Origin of the sequence: Pseudoalteromonas aliena SW19, assembly GCF_014905615.1 — a bacterium.
Lineage (GTDB): Bacteria > Pseudomonadota > Gammaproteobacteria > Enterobacterales > Alteromonadaceae > Pseudoalteromonas > Pseudoalteromonas aliena.
On sequence record NZ_AQGU01000026.1, the window covers coordinates 355,793 to 373,119 of the forward strand.

Sequence of the window (17,327 nt, forward strand, 5' to 3'; positions counted from 1 at the left end):
ATAAAGGAAATAATATGAATAACACTCAAGAGCAAATTCACTTTACAGTTAACATTGTACTAGGCAGTGACGACGAGGCTAACTTTACATACTCTATAGATGGCAAAAAAGTGACTGGCGGCGGAGTTGTAAGAACCGAAACCGCGGGCATTTATAGTTTAGATGAAGCCACAATTCAAAATGGATTTTTATTTACTGGCGCCACTATCACCGATGTTAATAAAGAAACACCTTGCGCTCAAGACTTCAGCTATGAAGTAAGTGATAGCGGCCGTACAATTACCATTATCGACACCGATAAAAACCCAGGCACTGCCTGTTTAGTATTTAACGTAGAGTGCAATGGCAAAGCCTATAAAAGCGCTGATCCTCAAGTTGAAAATGAAGAAATACTTTAATTAACAACGCTTAATTTTTACTATTTAAATTGCACAGGACTGATTTATTCCTGTGCAATTTTTATAAGCCAAACACTTTAACGCTAACACATACCAAGCAGCATTATTAATAACCACCCTTTATTACTAATCTATAATAAAAACCTCAACTTTCAATTGCTTAATAATTTAATATACGAAACAATCTAATAACAAATTGATTTATATATCAAAAACATAAAAATAAGGATTGTATTTATTTATGTATATTAAAAAAACCCTGCTAAGTTGCTGCCTACTTGGTGCATTTAGCAGCCTCGCTGCGGATCACTTAACCAATAGCGACCCTCTTACACCTTACCAATGGCATTTAAATAACATCGGCCACAATGGTCTTACTACAAACACGGTTGCGGGCGAAGATTTAAATTTACTCAATACCGATATGCAAGGTATTAAAGGAGATGGCGTTACCGTTACCGTAATAGACAGCGGCATAGAACTAACTCACCCTGATTTAGTTAATAATGTCATTACAGGCTCACTTAATTTGTTAACCGGCACTGTAACACCAACCGATAACACTGGTCATGGTACGGCAGTGGCTGGCATTATCGCCGCACAAGCAAATAATAATATTGGCGGTCGTGGTGTTGCACCTAATGCACACCTTATTGGGTTTAATTACCTTGATGCGCAAACAATGAGTAACTGGCTACAATCGCATGGTATGCCATTAACGGGCTCTGCAAACTCTCGCATTTACAATCAAAGTTACAGCAGTAAACCGGCATTATTTAAAAACGTTGATGCAGAAGAGCATACTCTTAGCCTGCAATTAAAAGAGCGCGTAATGCAGCAAGTAAGCTTAAACAGTAACAACGGCTTAGGTGCATTATTTGTAAAGTCAGCGGGTAACGCGTTTTACCAATACACTACTTTTTTTGGCGGTACGTCATTTCAAGTATTTCCGTATGAGCAGCAACAACCATTTAATAACGCGGGCTTGCCATTTCATAACGCTAATTTAAGTACCGATAACGCTAGTTTTTGGAATATGCTGGTGTCGGCCTACAACGCAAACGGTAAATTAGCATCGTATTCTTCTGTTGGCGCTAATATATTTTTAACCGCACCCGGTGGTGAAAACGCTCAAAGCCAAGCAGGTATTGTTACCACAGATATGAGTGGCTGCACTGCCGGTTTTAATACCATTAACAGCACAATAGACATCCCCCTGCAAAACACCGGGTTAGATAGCCACTGCGATGCCACCGCAGCTATGTATGGCACTTCTGCAGCAGCTGCCAATACATCGGGTGCAATAGCGCTTGCTATGTCGGCTAACCCGCAACTTGATGCCAGAACTATTAAGCATATTCTCGCCACAACAGCACGTAAACTCGATGGCAGCAATGCCGGTATTGATATTAATTTTACAGATGCAAATGGTGATGCAGTCAGCTACAACGCCATTCCTGGTTGGCAACAAAATGCGGCAGGATACAACGTTCATACTTTTTATGGCTTAGGTGCAATTGATATTGACGCTGCTGTTGCAATGGCTCAACAAACTACTGCGTTATTACCCACATTACAGGTATCTGATTGGCATACCGCTAACACAGAGCTAACAATACCCGATGCTAACGTAAACGGTGTGCAAGATACGCTAGCCATCACTGATAATCTAACTATTGAAGCTGTGCAGTTAAAACTATCGATTGATCATTCACGTATGCGTGACCTAGCCGTTGAGCTTATTTCACCATCAGGAACTCGCAGTGTGCTATTGAGCCCACGCACAGGGTTAATAAATGCAACCGGTACCCCCGTACAAAATGCCCTATTGTTGAGCCAACATTTTTATGGCGAATCGGCGGCAGGGCAATGGCAAATTCGCTTAATTGATACCGACAATGGCACTAGCCAAACCCTAGTTTACAATGAGCAGGCAGGCTTACTCAGCATGAACGACACGAATAATAATGTAGATGGCACGCTGCTATCTTGGTCTTTACGCTTTTACGGCCACTAATAAAGGAATTTTTATGAAAACAACGATTGTTATGTTAGTACTCACTTTTATTACAAGTACTCTTTCATTGGCGCAAGCACAAACTAAAAACACAGCTGTAAAACCAGGCGCTGCAATTATCGCCAGCTTAACGAGCCAAACCAATAACGCAAATAGCTTACAGCTTGGGGATAGTATAACTGATAGCCAAAGCGGTAATAGCCTACAGCTGACCGGCGAACTGTTACTGCAATTAACAACGCATGCCAACTTTAGTCAACTGGCAAGCCGTTATAACTTACAGCTAAAACACCGCGTAGGCGACATTGTTGTTGTAACCACTGCCACTAATAATATTCAGCAGCTAGTGCAACAATTAACGCAAGAACCGACAATAAAAAAAGCAAGCTTTGACTTGCGTGAGCTAGGCTTAAGCGCCGATCCTCAAATTATAAATGAAAAAGAAAGATAATTAACAACATTTTATTTTTCGTTCCAAGTTGCACAGGGCTGGTTTACTCCTGTGCAATTTTTATAAGCTAACCACTTTTTGCAAATCACTCTTTTAAACATTATGAAAACCGAGCAAAGGCACCGCTAGAAAATCAAAACAAAATCAATCAGTTAAACAAGAAGGTTATCGAAAGGTTTAAAACACTTAAATTCAGTAAACTACTAGACATCAAATTTCATTAAAATAAAAATGAGCAAGCACAATGTCTAATAATAATGAAAACCATAGCCAACAAAATGTAGACACAGGTGTGTCGGCATTAATGAATCGCATTTCTAATACATTTAACAATGAAAAAATAAGCGCTATTATTAATGTCACCAATGTTATGGCCGATGCTATTTTTATTGTTAACGCACAAGGTGTTTTTGAATCGGTAAACCCAATTGCTGCTAAATATTTTAATGTACCCGCTGACTCCCTAATAGGCAAAAAGTGGCAATATTTTTTACAAGAACAATATCGCGACGATTATGAGTACATGTTTAACAGTTGGAACAATAACTACCAAACGCCACTTAATCATGGTCCAAAAGAAGTAAAAGTAATTAAGGCAAATGGAAACTTTTTAGATGTAGAGCTTTCAATCTCCTGCCTACCAACAGCCATTACTGGTAATATCCCTTTGTTTATTTGCATCATGCACGACATTTCCAAACACGTAAAAAAATACAAAGAACTTGAAGCGTTAGCTAAGCTCGATCATTTAACGGGGGTGGCTAATCGCTGTACTCTTGAAAAAACAATGATTAAAAACTGGCAAGAGTGCTTAACTAATAAGCAGCCTTTGAGCTTTATATTAATAGATATTGATTTTTTCAAACAATTTAATGACAGCTTTGGTCATGTAAAAGGCGATAAATGTTTGCAAATGGTCGCAAGAACAATTGAAAACTGTTTACCATCAAATGAGTGCTTAGTTGCCCGCTATGGTGGAGAGGAGTTTGCTGTTGTACTTCCTCGCGCTCACATTTCAAATGCCGAAATGATTGCGAAACGTATTCAAGAAAAAATACTCAACATTAACTTTAGAGACATAGGTTTGCCCGCAAACGTAAAAATAAGCGTGAGCCAAGGGCTCGCATGCGAATACGGCGTGCAGTACAGAACATCGGAAGCATTAATTTGTGCAGCGGATACCGCTCTATACAGAGCTAAATCTGAGGGGCGAAATAAACTATGTATTATATAAGCACTTATATAATACATAGATGTTTAGTTCTTTAGTTACTTAACCTGAACTCTGGTTAAGAGATTTACTAACGTATTGAATCATGATGATATTTAAATTTATTTTCTCTAGCCAGCAATTTTCAGTGAAAACAAGGCAAATTTACGCGTCAGTAGCGGGCCGATTGCAAGTAAATTCAACGCAGTTAGCGCTGAAAATAGCTGCTTGAGATAGATTTATTATCCTGAATTCAGGTTAATTAGTTTTACGTTCTCTAACCCTGTTTTGTCGGTTCAACCACATCGCTTGCGGCGAGTTTAGGTGCACTCATTCCTTTGAGTAATCGGCCAAATATATCAGCGCCAGTGATAATCCGTTTTTCATCGCTCCACACTAATACAACGTCGTGATCAATGGCACCATCAAACGACTTATCGAGTGAATGGTTGGCGCGTATTTTTAAAATCACTTCACTTAAACGCATTGTTTCGTCGGCAACAATAATAGGTCTATGGCAGTAATGATACGGGTCGAATGTATCTGGTTCAAACAAGGCTGAACGTAAAAAACCATCCGCATCAACAACCAATAAAGGCCAACCATCTTCATTGGTGATGATTACCCAGTTATAACCCGATTTATGTAATTTACGTAAAAACTCGTTATCGGCCGTTAATGTAAGCTCAGGAAATATTGGTAAATCCAGCTTTGTTGGCAACGCTATGATGGAGTCGGGATCAATCACTTCCCCTTCTTTAGTGACACTTATTTCATCTAAACTAAAAAAGTTAAGTGCGCCTATGCCCTCAACATGCTGAACATCGGCCTCTTCTGCTTCAATATGTTTACGAATAATGCCTCTAAGCTCGCTTTCAGCAAAGTAGGTAATACCTTCTTTACCCAGCCATGCATCCAAAATTAAAGCCGTTGGTTTTGCCACAACATAAAATAATATTTGATAAAACTTTATAAGTGGCGAAAGCAAGCTCGCCATTTTAAGTGCGTTACGCGAAAAGTAAGCTTGTGGTGTTATTTCACCAATAATAGTAATGGCTATAGTTGAGAATAAAAACGAACTTGCCCCCATTAATACCGAGTCAGACAGTAGCGTAAGCAGTACGTTAATACCCACGTTACCCCATAAAATAGTCGATAATAAAAAGTTTGAATCGTTTCGCAGCGCCATCACTTTAATTGCTGCGGCATTGCCTTTTGTACTTTCCATTTCAAGCTGCAATCTACTTAACGAAAAAAACGCTAAGTTTAAGCCTGAAAATATAGCCGACTGTGAAATACACAGCGCTATTGCACACCAAATCATGACTTCAAAGGTCATTATAGTTTCCTGTAAAAAAGGTTATAGTAGTAATAAACTACCTAAACCTAAAAAGGTAACAAATCCAACAATATCGGTCACGGTCGTTAATATAACCGAGCCAGATAACGCAGGATCTATTTTCATTTTGTCTAAAATAGACGGAATAACAACACCCGCTAGCGACGCTGCAACTAGGTTTAATAATATTGCGACCGTAATCGTAATACTGAGCATAATATCGCTAAACCATAAATAAGTAAGTGCGCCAATAACAAATGCCCACACCAACCCGTTTACAGCCCCACTCGCAGCTCTTTTTTAAGTAACGCTTTGCGGTTGGAGTCGGTAACCTGACCCAGTGCTAAGCCGCGCACAATAACGGTCAATGTTTGGCTACCTGCAATCCCTCCCATCGAAGCCACCACAGGCATTAACACAGCTAGCGCAACAACTTGCTCGATTGTTGCGCCAAATAAACCAATAAACCACGATGCTAAAAATGCAGTTGCTAAGTTGATACCTAACCAAATACCTCGGTTTTTAGCACTTTTTCGTACGCTGGCAAACAAATCTTCGTCTTCGCGAAGACCACCGGCTTTTGCCGCCGCTTCGTCGGCTATTTCTTGGCGTAACTCATACGCCGAGGCAATGGTTAATCGCCCGAGCAGTTTATTGTCGGCATTAACTACCGGCAGTGCCATTTTTTCACTGTGGATCACCACTTCTGCCGCTTCATATAAGTCATCATCGGCATGTAACGATGAAAAGTCATGATTTGCCAGTGCCATTAGGTTGTCGCCATCATTTGCTTTAATTAAATCATTAACCGCTACTTCGCCTATTAAGCTGCCTTTACGGCTTACTAAATAAATAACTTCGCTGTACTGTGGTAAGCCTTTATGTAGCAGCTTTTTAGCCCCCCCTGCAGTTAACTTTTCTGACACTTTTAAAAAGTCAAAACCCAACCAGTGACCCAATTGCTCTGGCGGGTATTGCTGCGCCAAATCATACTGCTTAGTTTGAGCTTCATCGAGTTGCCTTTTAGCGTATTCAACAAAGCGTTCAGGAATAACTTCTTCAAGCTCAAGTAGCTCTTCTACATTCACTTCATCAAGGAGCTTAAATGCGTAACTATCATCAAGTGTTTGCAGTAACCATAAACAGCTGTCTTCACTTAAGTTAACAAAAATTTCGTGTTGTGTGTCTTCATCTAATAATTGCCAAATTTCAAGGCGCTGTTCTTTTGGAATTGCTTCAAAAAGCAAAGATAAATGCTCGGTCGAAAGCGTTAGCTGGGCATCAGCCAATAATTTATTTTTGCGCTCTGTTGTATCACACTGCAACAAATCATTAATGAGTTGTGGAAGCTGGTCTACCGGATACTCAATCATGTTAAAGCCTTAAAAAATCATTATGTTATGTAAAGAGTGTACCTTAGCTGTAAATAAATGCTGATTAAATTTACGAGCGTAATACCCGTTCATTAAAATGTTGGGCATTTTAGCGAGCTACATGTCTTATATATTTGATGCGATTGATAAAAGTTGGCACCTAATTTTTGCGCATTGTATGTGTAAAAATTCAAGAGCACTAATGTTTATTTTAAATTTATAAAAAAGCAGAATAATGGCTTATATTCTCAAAAGTTATAGTACTAAAAAGTAACAAAAACGGGGGATTCAAGGTGAAATTAATACGTCATAAACAAGATACTGCCCATGACTAATAGAGCAAATAAAAGCCGTAACATTTTCTGTTACGGCTAAAGTAAAAACACGGATATACAAAAAGCGTTAAATTTTAAATTGTCCAACTAAACTTTCTAAATTTTCACCGCGTCCAGCTAAATGCTCACTTATTGAAGAGGTTGTTTTGCTCGATAGTGTAAGCTCATTCACTATTTCTTGAATGGCAGATACATTACGATTTATCTCTTCTGTTACACTGCTTTGCTGTGTAGCAGCTGTCGCAATTTGTGTACTCATATCGTTAATTGAAGTTACCGAGATGGTCACTGCCGCTAAACTGTCTGAAATAGCTCGAGATGATTCAACCGAACGATTACAGCTCTGTTGGCTTGCTTGCATTCCATTAACCGCAGCCGTTACTAAATTATGTAATTCGCTAAGCATTTCACTAATTTCTAACGTACTTGCTTGTGTACGACTTGCTAAGCTTCTCACTTCATCTGCTACGACGGCAAAGCCTCGGCCTTGTTCGCCTGCTCGAGCTGCTTCAATCGCAGCATTAAGTGCTAACAAATTAGTTTGCTCTGCAATTGAGCCTATTACACTCAATACACTATTAATTTTTTTAGATTGTTCGCTTAGTGAGTCCACCTGCTGAGCGGCTGTATTTATTTCACTCATTAATGTTGATACCTCACTAAGCGAAATATCAACGCATTCTTGTGCTTTTGCCACTTCTTGGGTTGCAGCTTGAGTTGATTGGGCAACTTGAGTGGTATTTTGTGCTACCTCATGTGATGTTGCCGACATTTCTGTAATAGCTGTGGCGACTTGATCTGTTTCATGATTATGATTAAGTAGTTTGCTTTCAATTAACTGGGTTTGCGTATTAATATCGCCAGAGGCTGTTTTAACATCGTGCGTTACATCTACAACGTTTGCAATAATGCCATGCAGCTTACTCACAAATACATTAAACGCTTCACCCAACAGACCAATTTCATCATGTGTTTGTACTTCTAAACGCTTGGTTAAATCGCCTTCGCCTTTAGCTATATCATCAAGATTTTGCACCATACTTTCGATTGGCTTAATCATAGTGTTTGCCGCAATAAGTGCGCACACAACCGTCAATACCACCCAAAATAATGCAATTAATAATAAGGTTTTTATCTTGTCATTTATATGCGTTTGCATTGCCGTTTGGTATTTTTCTAATTCAGCGTCTATATCATCCATGTAGGCACCTGTACCAATCATCCAATTGGTATTTGGTATCATATCGGCATAACCCATTTTTTCCACCAAGCCAGTGGTGTTTGGTTTTTGAAAGTGGTAATTGAATGCACCACCTCCTTTATTTGCTTGCTCGAGCAAACCAACAATAATTTTTTTGCCATTTGGATCTGTCATTGCTATTTTATTTTGCCCTTCAATAGCACTGCCAAGTAACGCATGAAATACACTAACGCCATCAGTGTCGTAAATAAAAAAATAGCCACCCTGCCCAAATGTGATATCTCGTAATGCCTTTTTAGCATCCTGCTCAGTACCTTGTGATAGCTGATAGTTGACAATTTTACTGGCAATTTCAACCTCAGTTTTTAATAGATTTTTTTTATCTTCAATAAGCTTAACTTTAAACGAATCAAAATTTTGCTGCTGATTTTTAGACTCTAAGTAGTAAGAGCTCAGCATTAAGCTAATTAACAGCAGCACAAGCGGTACAATAGCAAGTAGTATTAATTTGTTTTTTAAGCTTAAATTACTCATAACTTCTCCAAAATATAACGACGGCCAATTTAAACAATGGCTGAATAAGCTCATCAGCTTTTCTAAAAGCCCAATAGTTATAAAAGTATAGTTACTTAAGCTGTAATAGTGACTTTAAAATATAAATATTGCTGATAAGTAAAGATAAATACGCCCAAATTTATTTGCACGCAGTGTAGTTGTTGTATAGCCGTATAGATACATTTGCTATTTAGACCTTAGTCTCATAATTCATAAATTAAATTTAAAAGCATAAATAAAGAAGATGATAAAACCGGCCTTTAAAAGACTTATAACGTGCAGGTTATTGATATACTATAAAAGTTCGGCAAAGCAAGTTCACCCAGTAAGCTTATTTACACCCATACACGCTATTTAAAAGGAGCATTCAATGGCTTTTGATTATGGATCGATTGATCTTGGACTAAAAAACCCCTTCAAACTTGAAGGGAAAATAACCGCAGTTAGAGGGCTTATCGAATCTGTAGCCGGTATTAGCTTACTCGTTATTGCAGCAGGTTCTGTAAAAGAAGATACAACCGCAGGTTGGATTTTAATGATATTTGGCATGCTTATTTTAGCACTGGGCATTCGCTCTCTATCATCTGGGATTTATGCAACGCTTAAGTATTTTGTAGGCAGAAATCATCCCACATCACTGGCTTACAATTATAGTAAATCACAAACATCGACCGCCCAAGAAGAACAAAAAGACGTTGCGTATACCGCACAGTCACTCGAAGAAATGCTTGTTGGTCGTAAAAATAGTACATTTAAAGAGCCGAATGGATTTTTATCTCGTTTACTTCACAGCTTAATTCCTAAGCTATTATTTTTACCTTACCCTATTCGTAATGTTGCCCAGCGTTTATTTGGCTCGTGGGTCAGCACCTTTGTTGCACTTATTGCATACGGACTTGTGGCGTTTGTTTCTTTATCTGGTTTTACCGGTGAAGCTGGCGAATTAGCATTTCCTGTTTACAGTGCCATATTGATGTTTTATGTACTTTTTTCATGGCGTTCTTCTGGCAAACCTATTTCTCGCGATGCTGAAAAGAACATTGAAGCTTTAGGTACTGGTGCTCTCGCAAAAATTATTTCTTTATCTTTTATTTTACCAATCGCTATTGGCCTTTCTATGTCGTGGCTAATGAAAGAGCAGCGTATTAGTAAGCAACAAATAGATAACTGGCTTGAACAATTACCAAGCCTTCATGCAGGAATGTATTTAATTGCCATTATTGTTTTAGCTACATTAAGCTGCGCCCTTGTTTTTATCATGATTAAAGCACGTTTAAATTCAGTTACGCCGTCTGCTGAAGTATCTGAGCTGCGTGAAAACTGGCAAGAGTCTGTTCATCCTGACGAGATTTTTATAAACCTTGATAACTTGGTCATGGCTAATCGTCGTTATAAAGAAGTACCAAACAGAGTTTATCGAGAATTAGACCCTAAGTTGCAAGAGCAGATAGAAGGTAAAGGTGGCTTTAAAGGTGAAATGATCCAAGAAATTCAGCCTAAACTTTACTCTACGGACTTAGGTAAAAACTTCACTCTAGCGAGATTACTTGCTCTAGTAAGTGGTAACTTACTTTATATTATTGCATTGGTGTTTACTGTATTTTTAGCGTATTCATTTATTAATGTTTATCAGTACATTGACGCTGCAAATATCAGTAGCTTTAAACAAGCATTTAATAACCAACATATTATTCAATTTAGTGAGCTATTAATGACAAGCTTTCACTTATTGTTACTTGGTATGCTTATTAAAGCATTCGCGCAATTACTAACAAACACGGCTCATCTATTTTTTGCCGAAATGCAATTTGAATCGCTACTTGTGTATTTTAAATGTGAAGGTACATTCACCGAGTCTAAAATATCAACGGGTACTGGTATTCACGATAGTACCCGCTCAGAAAACACCTTAGTACGCAGTAGCATAACGCCTTGGATTATTGTTTCTCGTGTTATTTCGACAACGTTTGCTGCAACAGGCATGAAAAACCTTGAGCATCCTCGCCATATTATGGAAATGCATAAAGACGAAGGGCAATTACAAGCAATCAAAAAAGATGTTATTGCATTCTTAAAAGACCGCGAGTCTATTGCGTCAATTACCAGTGAGCGTGATTTAGGGAACGCGTCACAAATACATCAGTTAAACCAGCAAACGCGCGCTATGCCCTCTCAGCAAGCTATCACGAAAGACGACGAGGAAGCTGCAGGTTACCTCAGACAAGAAGAAAATCTATCTGGCGAACCGAAAGCCTAATTAGACGTTATTGATAATCGCCACCTTGTAAATAAGGTGGCATTTTTTTATGCCCCAATTAACTTTATTACCTCTTTTTATACTCAACAACATGATTAATACTGTATTAGTGCACAAAGCCCTTGCTTTATACGCTAAAACACAAATAATGAAATATTAATCACTGGGTAAGAATGAGGAAAATGAGCTATATATTAACCACCCAATGTGCTGATGATGTAGGCTTAATCGCTAAAATCACAGGACTTTGTCATAAAAATAATTTAAATATTACACGCAATAACGAATTTGTAGATAAAGACGCACAACGATTTTTTATGCGTACAGAGCTTACAGGTGAGCCGCAAAGTGACTTTTTAGAGCAGCTACGTTCGCTATTACCTCAAGGCGCTAAACTTGCACTGCACAATGATGCAAAAACTAAAGTGGTATTACTTGCCACCAAAGAAGCACATTGTTTAGGTGGCATGTTATTAAAGCAGTTTGAGCAAACACTTAATATTGAAGTACTCGCCGTCATTGCTAACTACGCTGATTTAGAACCGCTCGTAAAAGGGTTTAACGTGCCGTTTCATGTTATATCGCATGAAGGACTCACTCGCAGCGAGCACGATAAAAAAGTAGCTGATTTAATTGCCAGCTACAACCCTGACATTATTGGTCTTGCCAAATACATGCGTATTTTAAGCCCTGAATTTGTGGGTCGATTTGATGGTAAAATCATTAATATTCATCACTCGTTTTTACCTGCATTTATTGGTGCTAAACCTTACCACCAAGCATTTGAACGTGGTGTAAAAATTATTGGTGCAACGGCCCACTTTGTAAATAATGAGCTTGATGAAGGGCCTATTATTTTGCAAGACGTTACCCATGTTACACATGCTAACACCGCAGAAATGATGGCTAAAATAGGTAAAGACGTCGAAAAAACCGTTTTTTGTAAAGCGCTACAATTAGCCTCTGAACATAAACTATTTATTAATGGCAATAAAACCGTCGTATTTAGCTAAAAGTTAGTATGCATAAAAAAGCCAGCTTAGCTGGCTTTTTAATTATTACAGATTAACTAACGTACACGCTAATTTTTTAAGGCGTGTAATATGTAGGTGATTCTGGCCCTACAGGCATTCCCAATAAGAACACCCAAACATAAAATAGAATAACCCAGCCTACAAAAAACACCATGCTGTACGGTAACATTGTGGCAACCAACGTTCCTATACCCATATCTTTTTTATATTTAACTGCAACGGCTAATATCAAACCAAAATAACTCATCATTGGTGTTATTAAATTGGTCACTGAATCACCAATACGATAAGCCGCTTGAATCGTCTCTGGCGCATAGCCAATTAACATTAACATAGGCACAAATATAGGCGCGGTAATCGCCCATTGCGCTGAAGATGAGCCTAAACTTAAATTAACTAAGGCACACATTAAAATAAACAGTATAAATACTTCTGGGCCTGTTAGGTTAAGTGCCTGTAATAACGCAGCACCATTGATAGCTAAAATAGTACCTAAATTAGTCCACTTGAAAAAGGCAACAAACTGCGCTGCAAAAAATACCAGTACAATATAAAGTCCCATAGAACTCATACTTTTGCTCATGGCATTTATTACATCCTTATCGTTTTTCATGGTGCCTACAACACGCCCATATACAAAACCAGGAATACTAAATGTCACAAAAATAATAACCACAATACCTTTTAAAAAAGGTGAACCAGCAACCTCTCCCGTATCTGGGTTTCGTAAAATTCCGTCGCTTGGAATAATAGTCCACGCAAGTAATAATGAAACAACTAATAACGATACACCTGCCCATTTTAAACCTGACTTTTCTTGTTTCGTCAGTCTATCAATGCTGTTTTGTGATAAATCGATACTCGCTTCATCTGGGTTGTATTTACCTAAGCGTGGCTCTACTATTTTTTCGGTTACAAGAGTACCCAAAATGGCAATTAAAAATACCGATATCATCATGAAATACCAGTTTGCCTCAGCGCCTACCACATACGTAGGGTCAATCATTTGCGCAGCGGGTGTTGTAATACCTGCCAATAATGGATCGATAGTACCCAATAATAAGTTAGCGCTATATCCGCCCGACACACCAGCAAATGCAGCTGCCAATCCAGCGAGAGGATGACGTCCTAAACTATGAAATATCATTGCTGCAAGCGGGATCAGTACAACATAACCAAGCTCAGCGGCGGTGTTAGACATAATAGCGGCAAATACCACCATAAACGTCACTAAACGCTTAGATGCGCCCATCACCATGCCTCGCATCGCAGCAGAAAGTAAACCTGAATGCTCTGCAACACTTACACCTAGCAATGCAACAAGCACTGTGCCAAGTGGTGCAAAGCCAGTAAAGTTAGTGACAAGTCCTGTCATGATCCGCTGTAATCCCTCAGCACTCAATAAACTAACCACTTCAATAACGCCATCAGGATCGCGCCCTGATGCACCTTCTGGGCGAGGATCTATTGCACTTAGGCCATACCAATCAGCAATACCGCTAAATACAACAATTGCGACTGCAAATATTGCAAATAAAGTAATGGGGTGTGGCAGCATGTTTCCTAAAAATTCAACAGTGGCTAAAAATCGATTAAATAGGCCCTTGTTATTTGGGTTATTACTAGATGAGTGTGTGGAGTCTGTCATACTCTGCTCTTAAAGTTACAAAATTGCCGTAACCTAGCATTTTTTGTAAATTAGATCATGTATAAAAGGTGAATAGCTTGTGAGGAAGGTTAAAATAGCCAAAGGTAAACAGAGCCGTAATACCAATTGTTAATACCTTATTGTAGCGCCAAAGAAACAGTTGGCTAAAATAATCATATTTTGAATGCAATTGGCACAAAAGCTCTCTTTAGTTTCCGATTTTTTATGACTGATCAATAGGCTCTAATTGCAATTTAGCGGCAATAAGCACAGCTTGTGTACGGTTGTATACGCCAAGTTTTCTAAATATAGCAGTGATGTGCGCTTTGATGGTTGCTTCAGAGATGTGAAGCTCGTAAGCAATTTGCTTATTAAGTAAGCCTTCGTGTAAATACTGTAAAACACGATACTGCTGTGGTGTAAGCGAGGCGACTTGCGCAGCAATTTTTCGGTCTTCACCTTCAATCTCGGCTACTTTATTTTTTAGCTCTACCGGCAACCATGTATCGCCTTCGAGTATTTGATTAATTGCGCTGGCAATATCATCTGAGGAGGATGATTTAGGAATAAACCCCATTGCACCGTAACCCATTACTTTAGAGACGATATTGGCATCTTCGCTACCTGAAACAACAGCAATAGGTAAGCTTGGATATTCTTCGCGAATACGGATTAGGCCATACAAATCGCCATTTCCTGGCATATGAAGGTCTAGCAGTAATATATCAAGATCTTCTTGTTCGCTTAACACCTGCAATGTGCTGTCAAAATCTGATGATTCAAAAACGTCTAAATCTGCAAATTTTGCGCTCAGTGCGCCCTTTAGTGCTTCACGAAATAACGGGTGATCGTCCGCTATTAAAAACTGACTCATGGTTCACTCCTAAAAAATTCGGCTGTTACTTATCACTAAGCAACAGCCGATATACTACGTTTAGAATCAACTTGTAATCAAGTTTTTAACGCATATTTAACGATTTAATCGATTTTCGATAAGCTCATCCACGACTGATGGATCAGCAAGTGTTGATGTGTCACCAAGCTGTTGGTGCTCATTTGCTGCAATTTTACGTAAAATACGACGCATAATCTTACCTGAACGTGTTTTTGGTAAACCAGGTGACCACTGAATCATATCTGGAGACGCAATAGGACTGAGCTCTTTGCGCACCCAATTACGTACCTCTTTTGTCAGTTCTTCACTCACTATTACACCTTCATTAGGCGTAATATAAACATAAATCCCTTGGCCTTTAATATCGTGTGGATAGCCGACTACAGCAGCTTCAGCGACCGCTTCGTGTGATACCAATGCACTTTCAATTTCAGCTGTTCCTAAGCGATGTCCCGATACATTTAATACGTCATCAACGCGTCCTGTTATCCAGTAATAACCATCCTCATCACGGCGACAACCGTCACCAGTAAAGTACACGCCTGGGTATGCACTAAAGTAAGTTTGTTCAAAGCGTTCGTGATCGCCATACACAGTGCGTGCTTGCGATGGCCAGCTATCTAAAATAACTAAATTACCGTCAACTGCGCCTTCTAGTGTATTCCCTTCGGCATCAAATAATGCTGGCGCAATACCAAAAAATGGATGTGTTGCAGAGCCCGGCTTCGTATCGGTTGCACCTGGCAGCGGGGTTATCATAATACCGCCCGTTTCTGTTTGCCACCATGTATCAACAATCGGGCAATTCGATTTACCAATACTCTCATAATACCAAGTCCACGCTTCTGGATTAATTGGCTCACCGACCGATCCTAAAATACGTAAGCTGTCGCGACTTGATGAAGCGATTGGCTCGTCACCTTTAGCCATTAAGGCACGAATTGCAGTCGGTGCGGTATATAAAATAGTAACGCCATGTTTATCAACTACTTCACCCATTCGTCCAGCGGTTGGGTAGGTAGGCACACCTTCAAAAACAACTTGTGTACAGCCATTTACAAGTGGCCCGTATGCGATATAGCTGTGACCTGTGATCCAGCCCACATCAGCACTACACCAATAAACATCATCTTCTTTTAAATCAAATACGTATTCGTGAGTCATTGATGCATAAACTAGATAACCACCGGTTGTGTGTACAACACCTTTTGGCTGGCCCGTTGAGCCCGATGTATAGAGTATAAATAATGGATCTTCTGCGTTCATTGGCTCAGGCGCGCATTGCGCTGGTAAATCAGCCACTAAATCATGCCACCAAATATCATGGTCGTACCAATCAACTTCGCCACCCGTTAATTGATGCACAATAACGTGCTCAATCGTTGTAACTGAATCTTGCGCTACTGCTTCATCAACGTTTGCTTTTAATGGCACACAGTTGCCCGCGCGTCGCCCTTCATCGGAAGTAATAACAACTTTAGCGCCCGAATCTCTAATACGGTCTGCAATCGCTGATGGCGAAAAACCACCAAATACAACAGAATGAATAGCGCCAATGCGTGCGCATGCCTGCATTGCGTAAATTGCCTGAGGTGTCATTGGCATGTAAATAGCGACACGGTCACCTTTTTGTACACCTAGTTTTTTTAACCCGTTCGCAAATTTAGCGACTTCATCGTGTAATTGCTGATAAGTAATATTCTCACTTTGAGATGGGTCATCACCTTCCCAAATAAGCGCTGTTTTATTTGCTTTGGTTTTTAGATGGCGATCAATGCAGTTATAAGAGGCATTAAGATAACCGTCTTCATACCACTTAATACTAATGTGGCCTTTGTCGAATGATGTGTTTTTAACGATTGAATAAGGAGTCGACCAGTCAAGACGTTTACCATGCTCAGCCCAAAAGCTTTGAGGATCGTCAATTGATTGCTTGTAAAGCGTATCGTATTTATTTTTATCGATGAGTGTTGCGTCTTTAATGTGCGCAGGAACAGGATAGATACTTTGTGACATCTTCGTCTCCATTAAATTACTTGCCTTTGGCTCTTATCAAGGATTACTCAGCAGTGCTTTATTAAGTATTAGACCTTAGTTGTACATCCCTTCAAATTGCTAATATGTAGTTTATAATCTTACTGATTTTAATTTTTTACATAAAAAATACAAGACGTTAAATATAAGTGAATACATACTAGCTTGGCCTTAAACCTTAGTCTTATAGACCAATAGGTTATTGAGTAAATATTACACATACTCAACAGTAGCAAACACAAAAGTTAAATATATTTTTCTCTAGCCAGAAGTTTTCAGTGAAAACATAACGGATTTACATGTTAATAGCGGGCTGATTGCCAGTAAATTCAACGCAGTTAGCACTAAAAATAATGGCTTGAGATAGATTTATACCAATCTGCTTATATATGGGGTCTATTTAACGTTAAGAAAATTACGCTAGAACTAGGCAAAAATCTTTGTATTTAGTTGTTCTAAATAAAAAATTTTTAACGACGTTATAGTGCAATTTAATTCGTTAAATTGTTCAAAGATTTATGCAGATTGGCATTGTTATCAAGAGTTCTGGTTATTGACTATAAGAACTTACTAAACCTCT

Annotated in this window: 11 protein-coding genes and 1 pseudogene; 6 read left to right on the plus strand and 6 right to left on the minus strand. The window is 39.0% G+C overall.

Annotated elements, in window-relative coordinates:
* The first annotated feature begins 14 nt into the window (after window positions 1–14).
* The 4 genes from PALI_RS12880 to PALI_RS12895 all read left to right on the plus strand — a co-directional run bounded on the left by PALI_RS12880 (window position 15) and on the right by PALI_RS12895 (window position 4,100).
* Entirely contained in the window at window positions 15–398 is a 384-nt protein-coding gene (locus PALI_RS12880; protein WP_193156094.1) for a DP-EP family protein, read from the plus strand.
* 241 nt (window positions 399–639) lie between these two features.
* Window positions 640–2,415 carry a S8 family serine peptidase gene (locus PALI_RS12885; RefSeq protein WP_193156095.1) on the plus strand — a complete coding sequence of 592 codons (1,776 nt, stop codon included), beginning with the start codon at window positions 640–642 and terminating at the stop codon, window positions 2,413–2,415.
* 13 nt (window positions 2,416–2,428) lie between these two features.
* Window positions 2,429–2,866: a hypothetical protein gene (locus PALI_RS12890; protein ID WP_193156096.1), complete on the plus strand. Its 438-nt coding sequence runs from the start codon at window positions 2,429–2,431 to the stop codon at window positions 2,864–2,866.
* Window positions 2,867–3,110: 244 nt separating this feature from the next.
* A complete protein-coding gene (locus PALI_RS12895) occupies window positions 3,111–4,100 on the plus strand; it encodes a sensor domain-containing diguanylate cyclase (protein WP_193156097.1) in 990 nt (329 codons plus the stop codon).
* Between the two features lie 253 nt (window positions 4,101–4,353).
* Here the strand turns inward: PALI_RS12895 and PALI_RS12900 are convergent, their stop codons facing one another.
* From PALI_RS12900 to PALI_RS12910, 3 genes and pseudogenes are all read right to left on the minus strand, one after another.
* Entirely contained in the window at window positions 4,354–5,415 is a 1,062-nt protein-coding gene (locus tag PALI_RS12900) for a DUF21 domain-containing protein (RefSeq protein ID WP_193156098.1), read from the minus strand.
* Between the two features lie 21 nt (window positions 5,416–5,436).
* Window positions 5,437–6,788 (minus strand): annotated as a pseudogene (locus PALI_RS12905) (magnesium transporter).
* Window positions 6,789–7,190: 402 nt separating this feature from the next.
* Complete coding sequence (locus tag PALI_RS12910; protein WP_193156099.1) at window positions 7,191–8,858, minus strand: methyl-accepting chemotaxis protein; 1,668 nt, start codon at window positions 8,856–8,858, stop codon at window positions 7,191–7,193.
* Window positions 8,859–9,249: 391 nt separating this feature from the next.
* Here PALI_RS12910 and PALI_RS12915 point away from each other — a divergent pair, with 391 nt between their 5' ends.
* The gene (locus tag PALI_RS12915; RefSeq protein ID WP_193156100.1) at window positions 9,250–11,136 is read left to right on the plus strand and encodes a hypothetical protein; all 1,887 of its coding nucleotides are present in this window, start codon (window positions 9,250–9,252) and stop codon (window positions 11,134–11,136) included.
* Between the two features lie 182 nt (window positions 11,137–11,318).
* Window positions 11,319–12,149, plus strand: a complete 831-nt coding sequence (purU, locus tag PALI_RS12920) for a formyltetrahydrofolate deformylase (RefSeq protein ID WP_182701113.1) — start codon at window positions 11,319–11,321, stop codon at window positions 12,147–12,149.
* A gap of 76 nt (window positions 12,150–12,225) precedes the next feature.
* Here the strand turns inward: purU and PALI_RS12925 are convergent, their stop codons facing one another.
* From PALI_RS12925 to acs, 3 genes are all read right to left on the minus strand, one after another.
* The gene (locus PALI_RS12925) at window positions 12,226–13,818 is read right to left on the minus strand and encodes an AbgT family transporter (protein WP_193156101.1); all 1,593 of its coding nucleotides are present in this window, start codon (window positions 13,816–13,818) and stop codon (window positions 12,226–12,228) included.
* A 223-nt stretch (window positions 13,819–14,041) separates the two neighbouring features.
* Window positions 14,042–14,692 (minus strand): response regulator transcription factor, encoded by a 651-nt coding sequence (locus PALI_RS12930; RefSeq protein WP_193156102.1) that lies wholly within the window; start codon window positions 14,690–14,692, stop codon window positions 14,042–14,044.
* A gap of 96 nt (window positions 14,693–14,788) precedes the next feature.
* Window positions 14,789–16,729, minus strand: coding sequence for an acetate--CoA ligase (gene acs, locus PALI_RS12935; RefSeq protein ID WP_193156103.1), 1,941 nt, complete (start codon window positions 16,727–16,729; stop codon window positions 14,789–14,791).
* Between the last annotated feature and the right edge of the window lie 598 nt (window positions 16,730–17,327).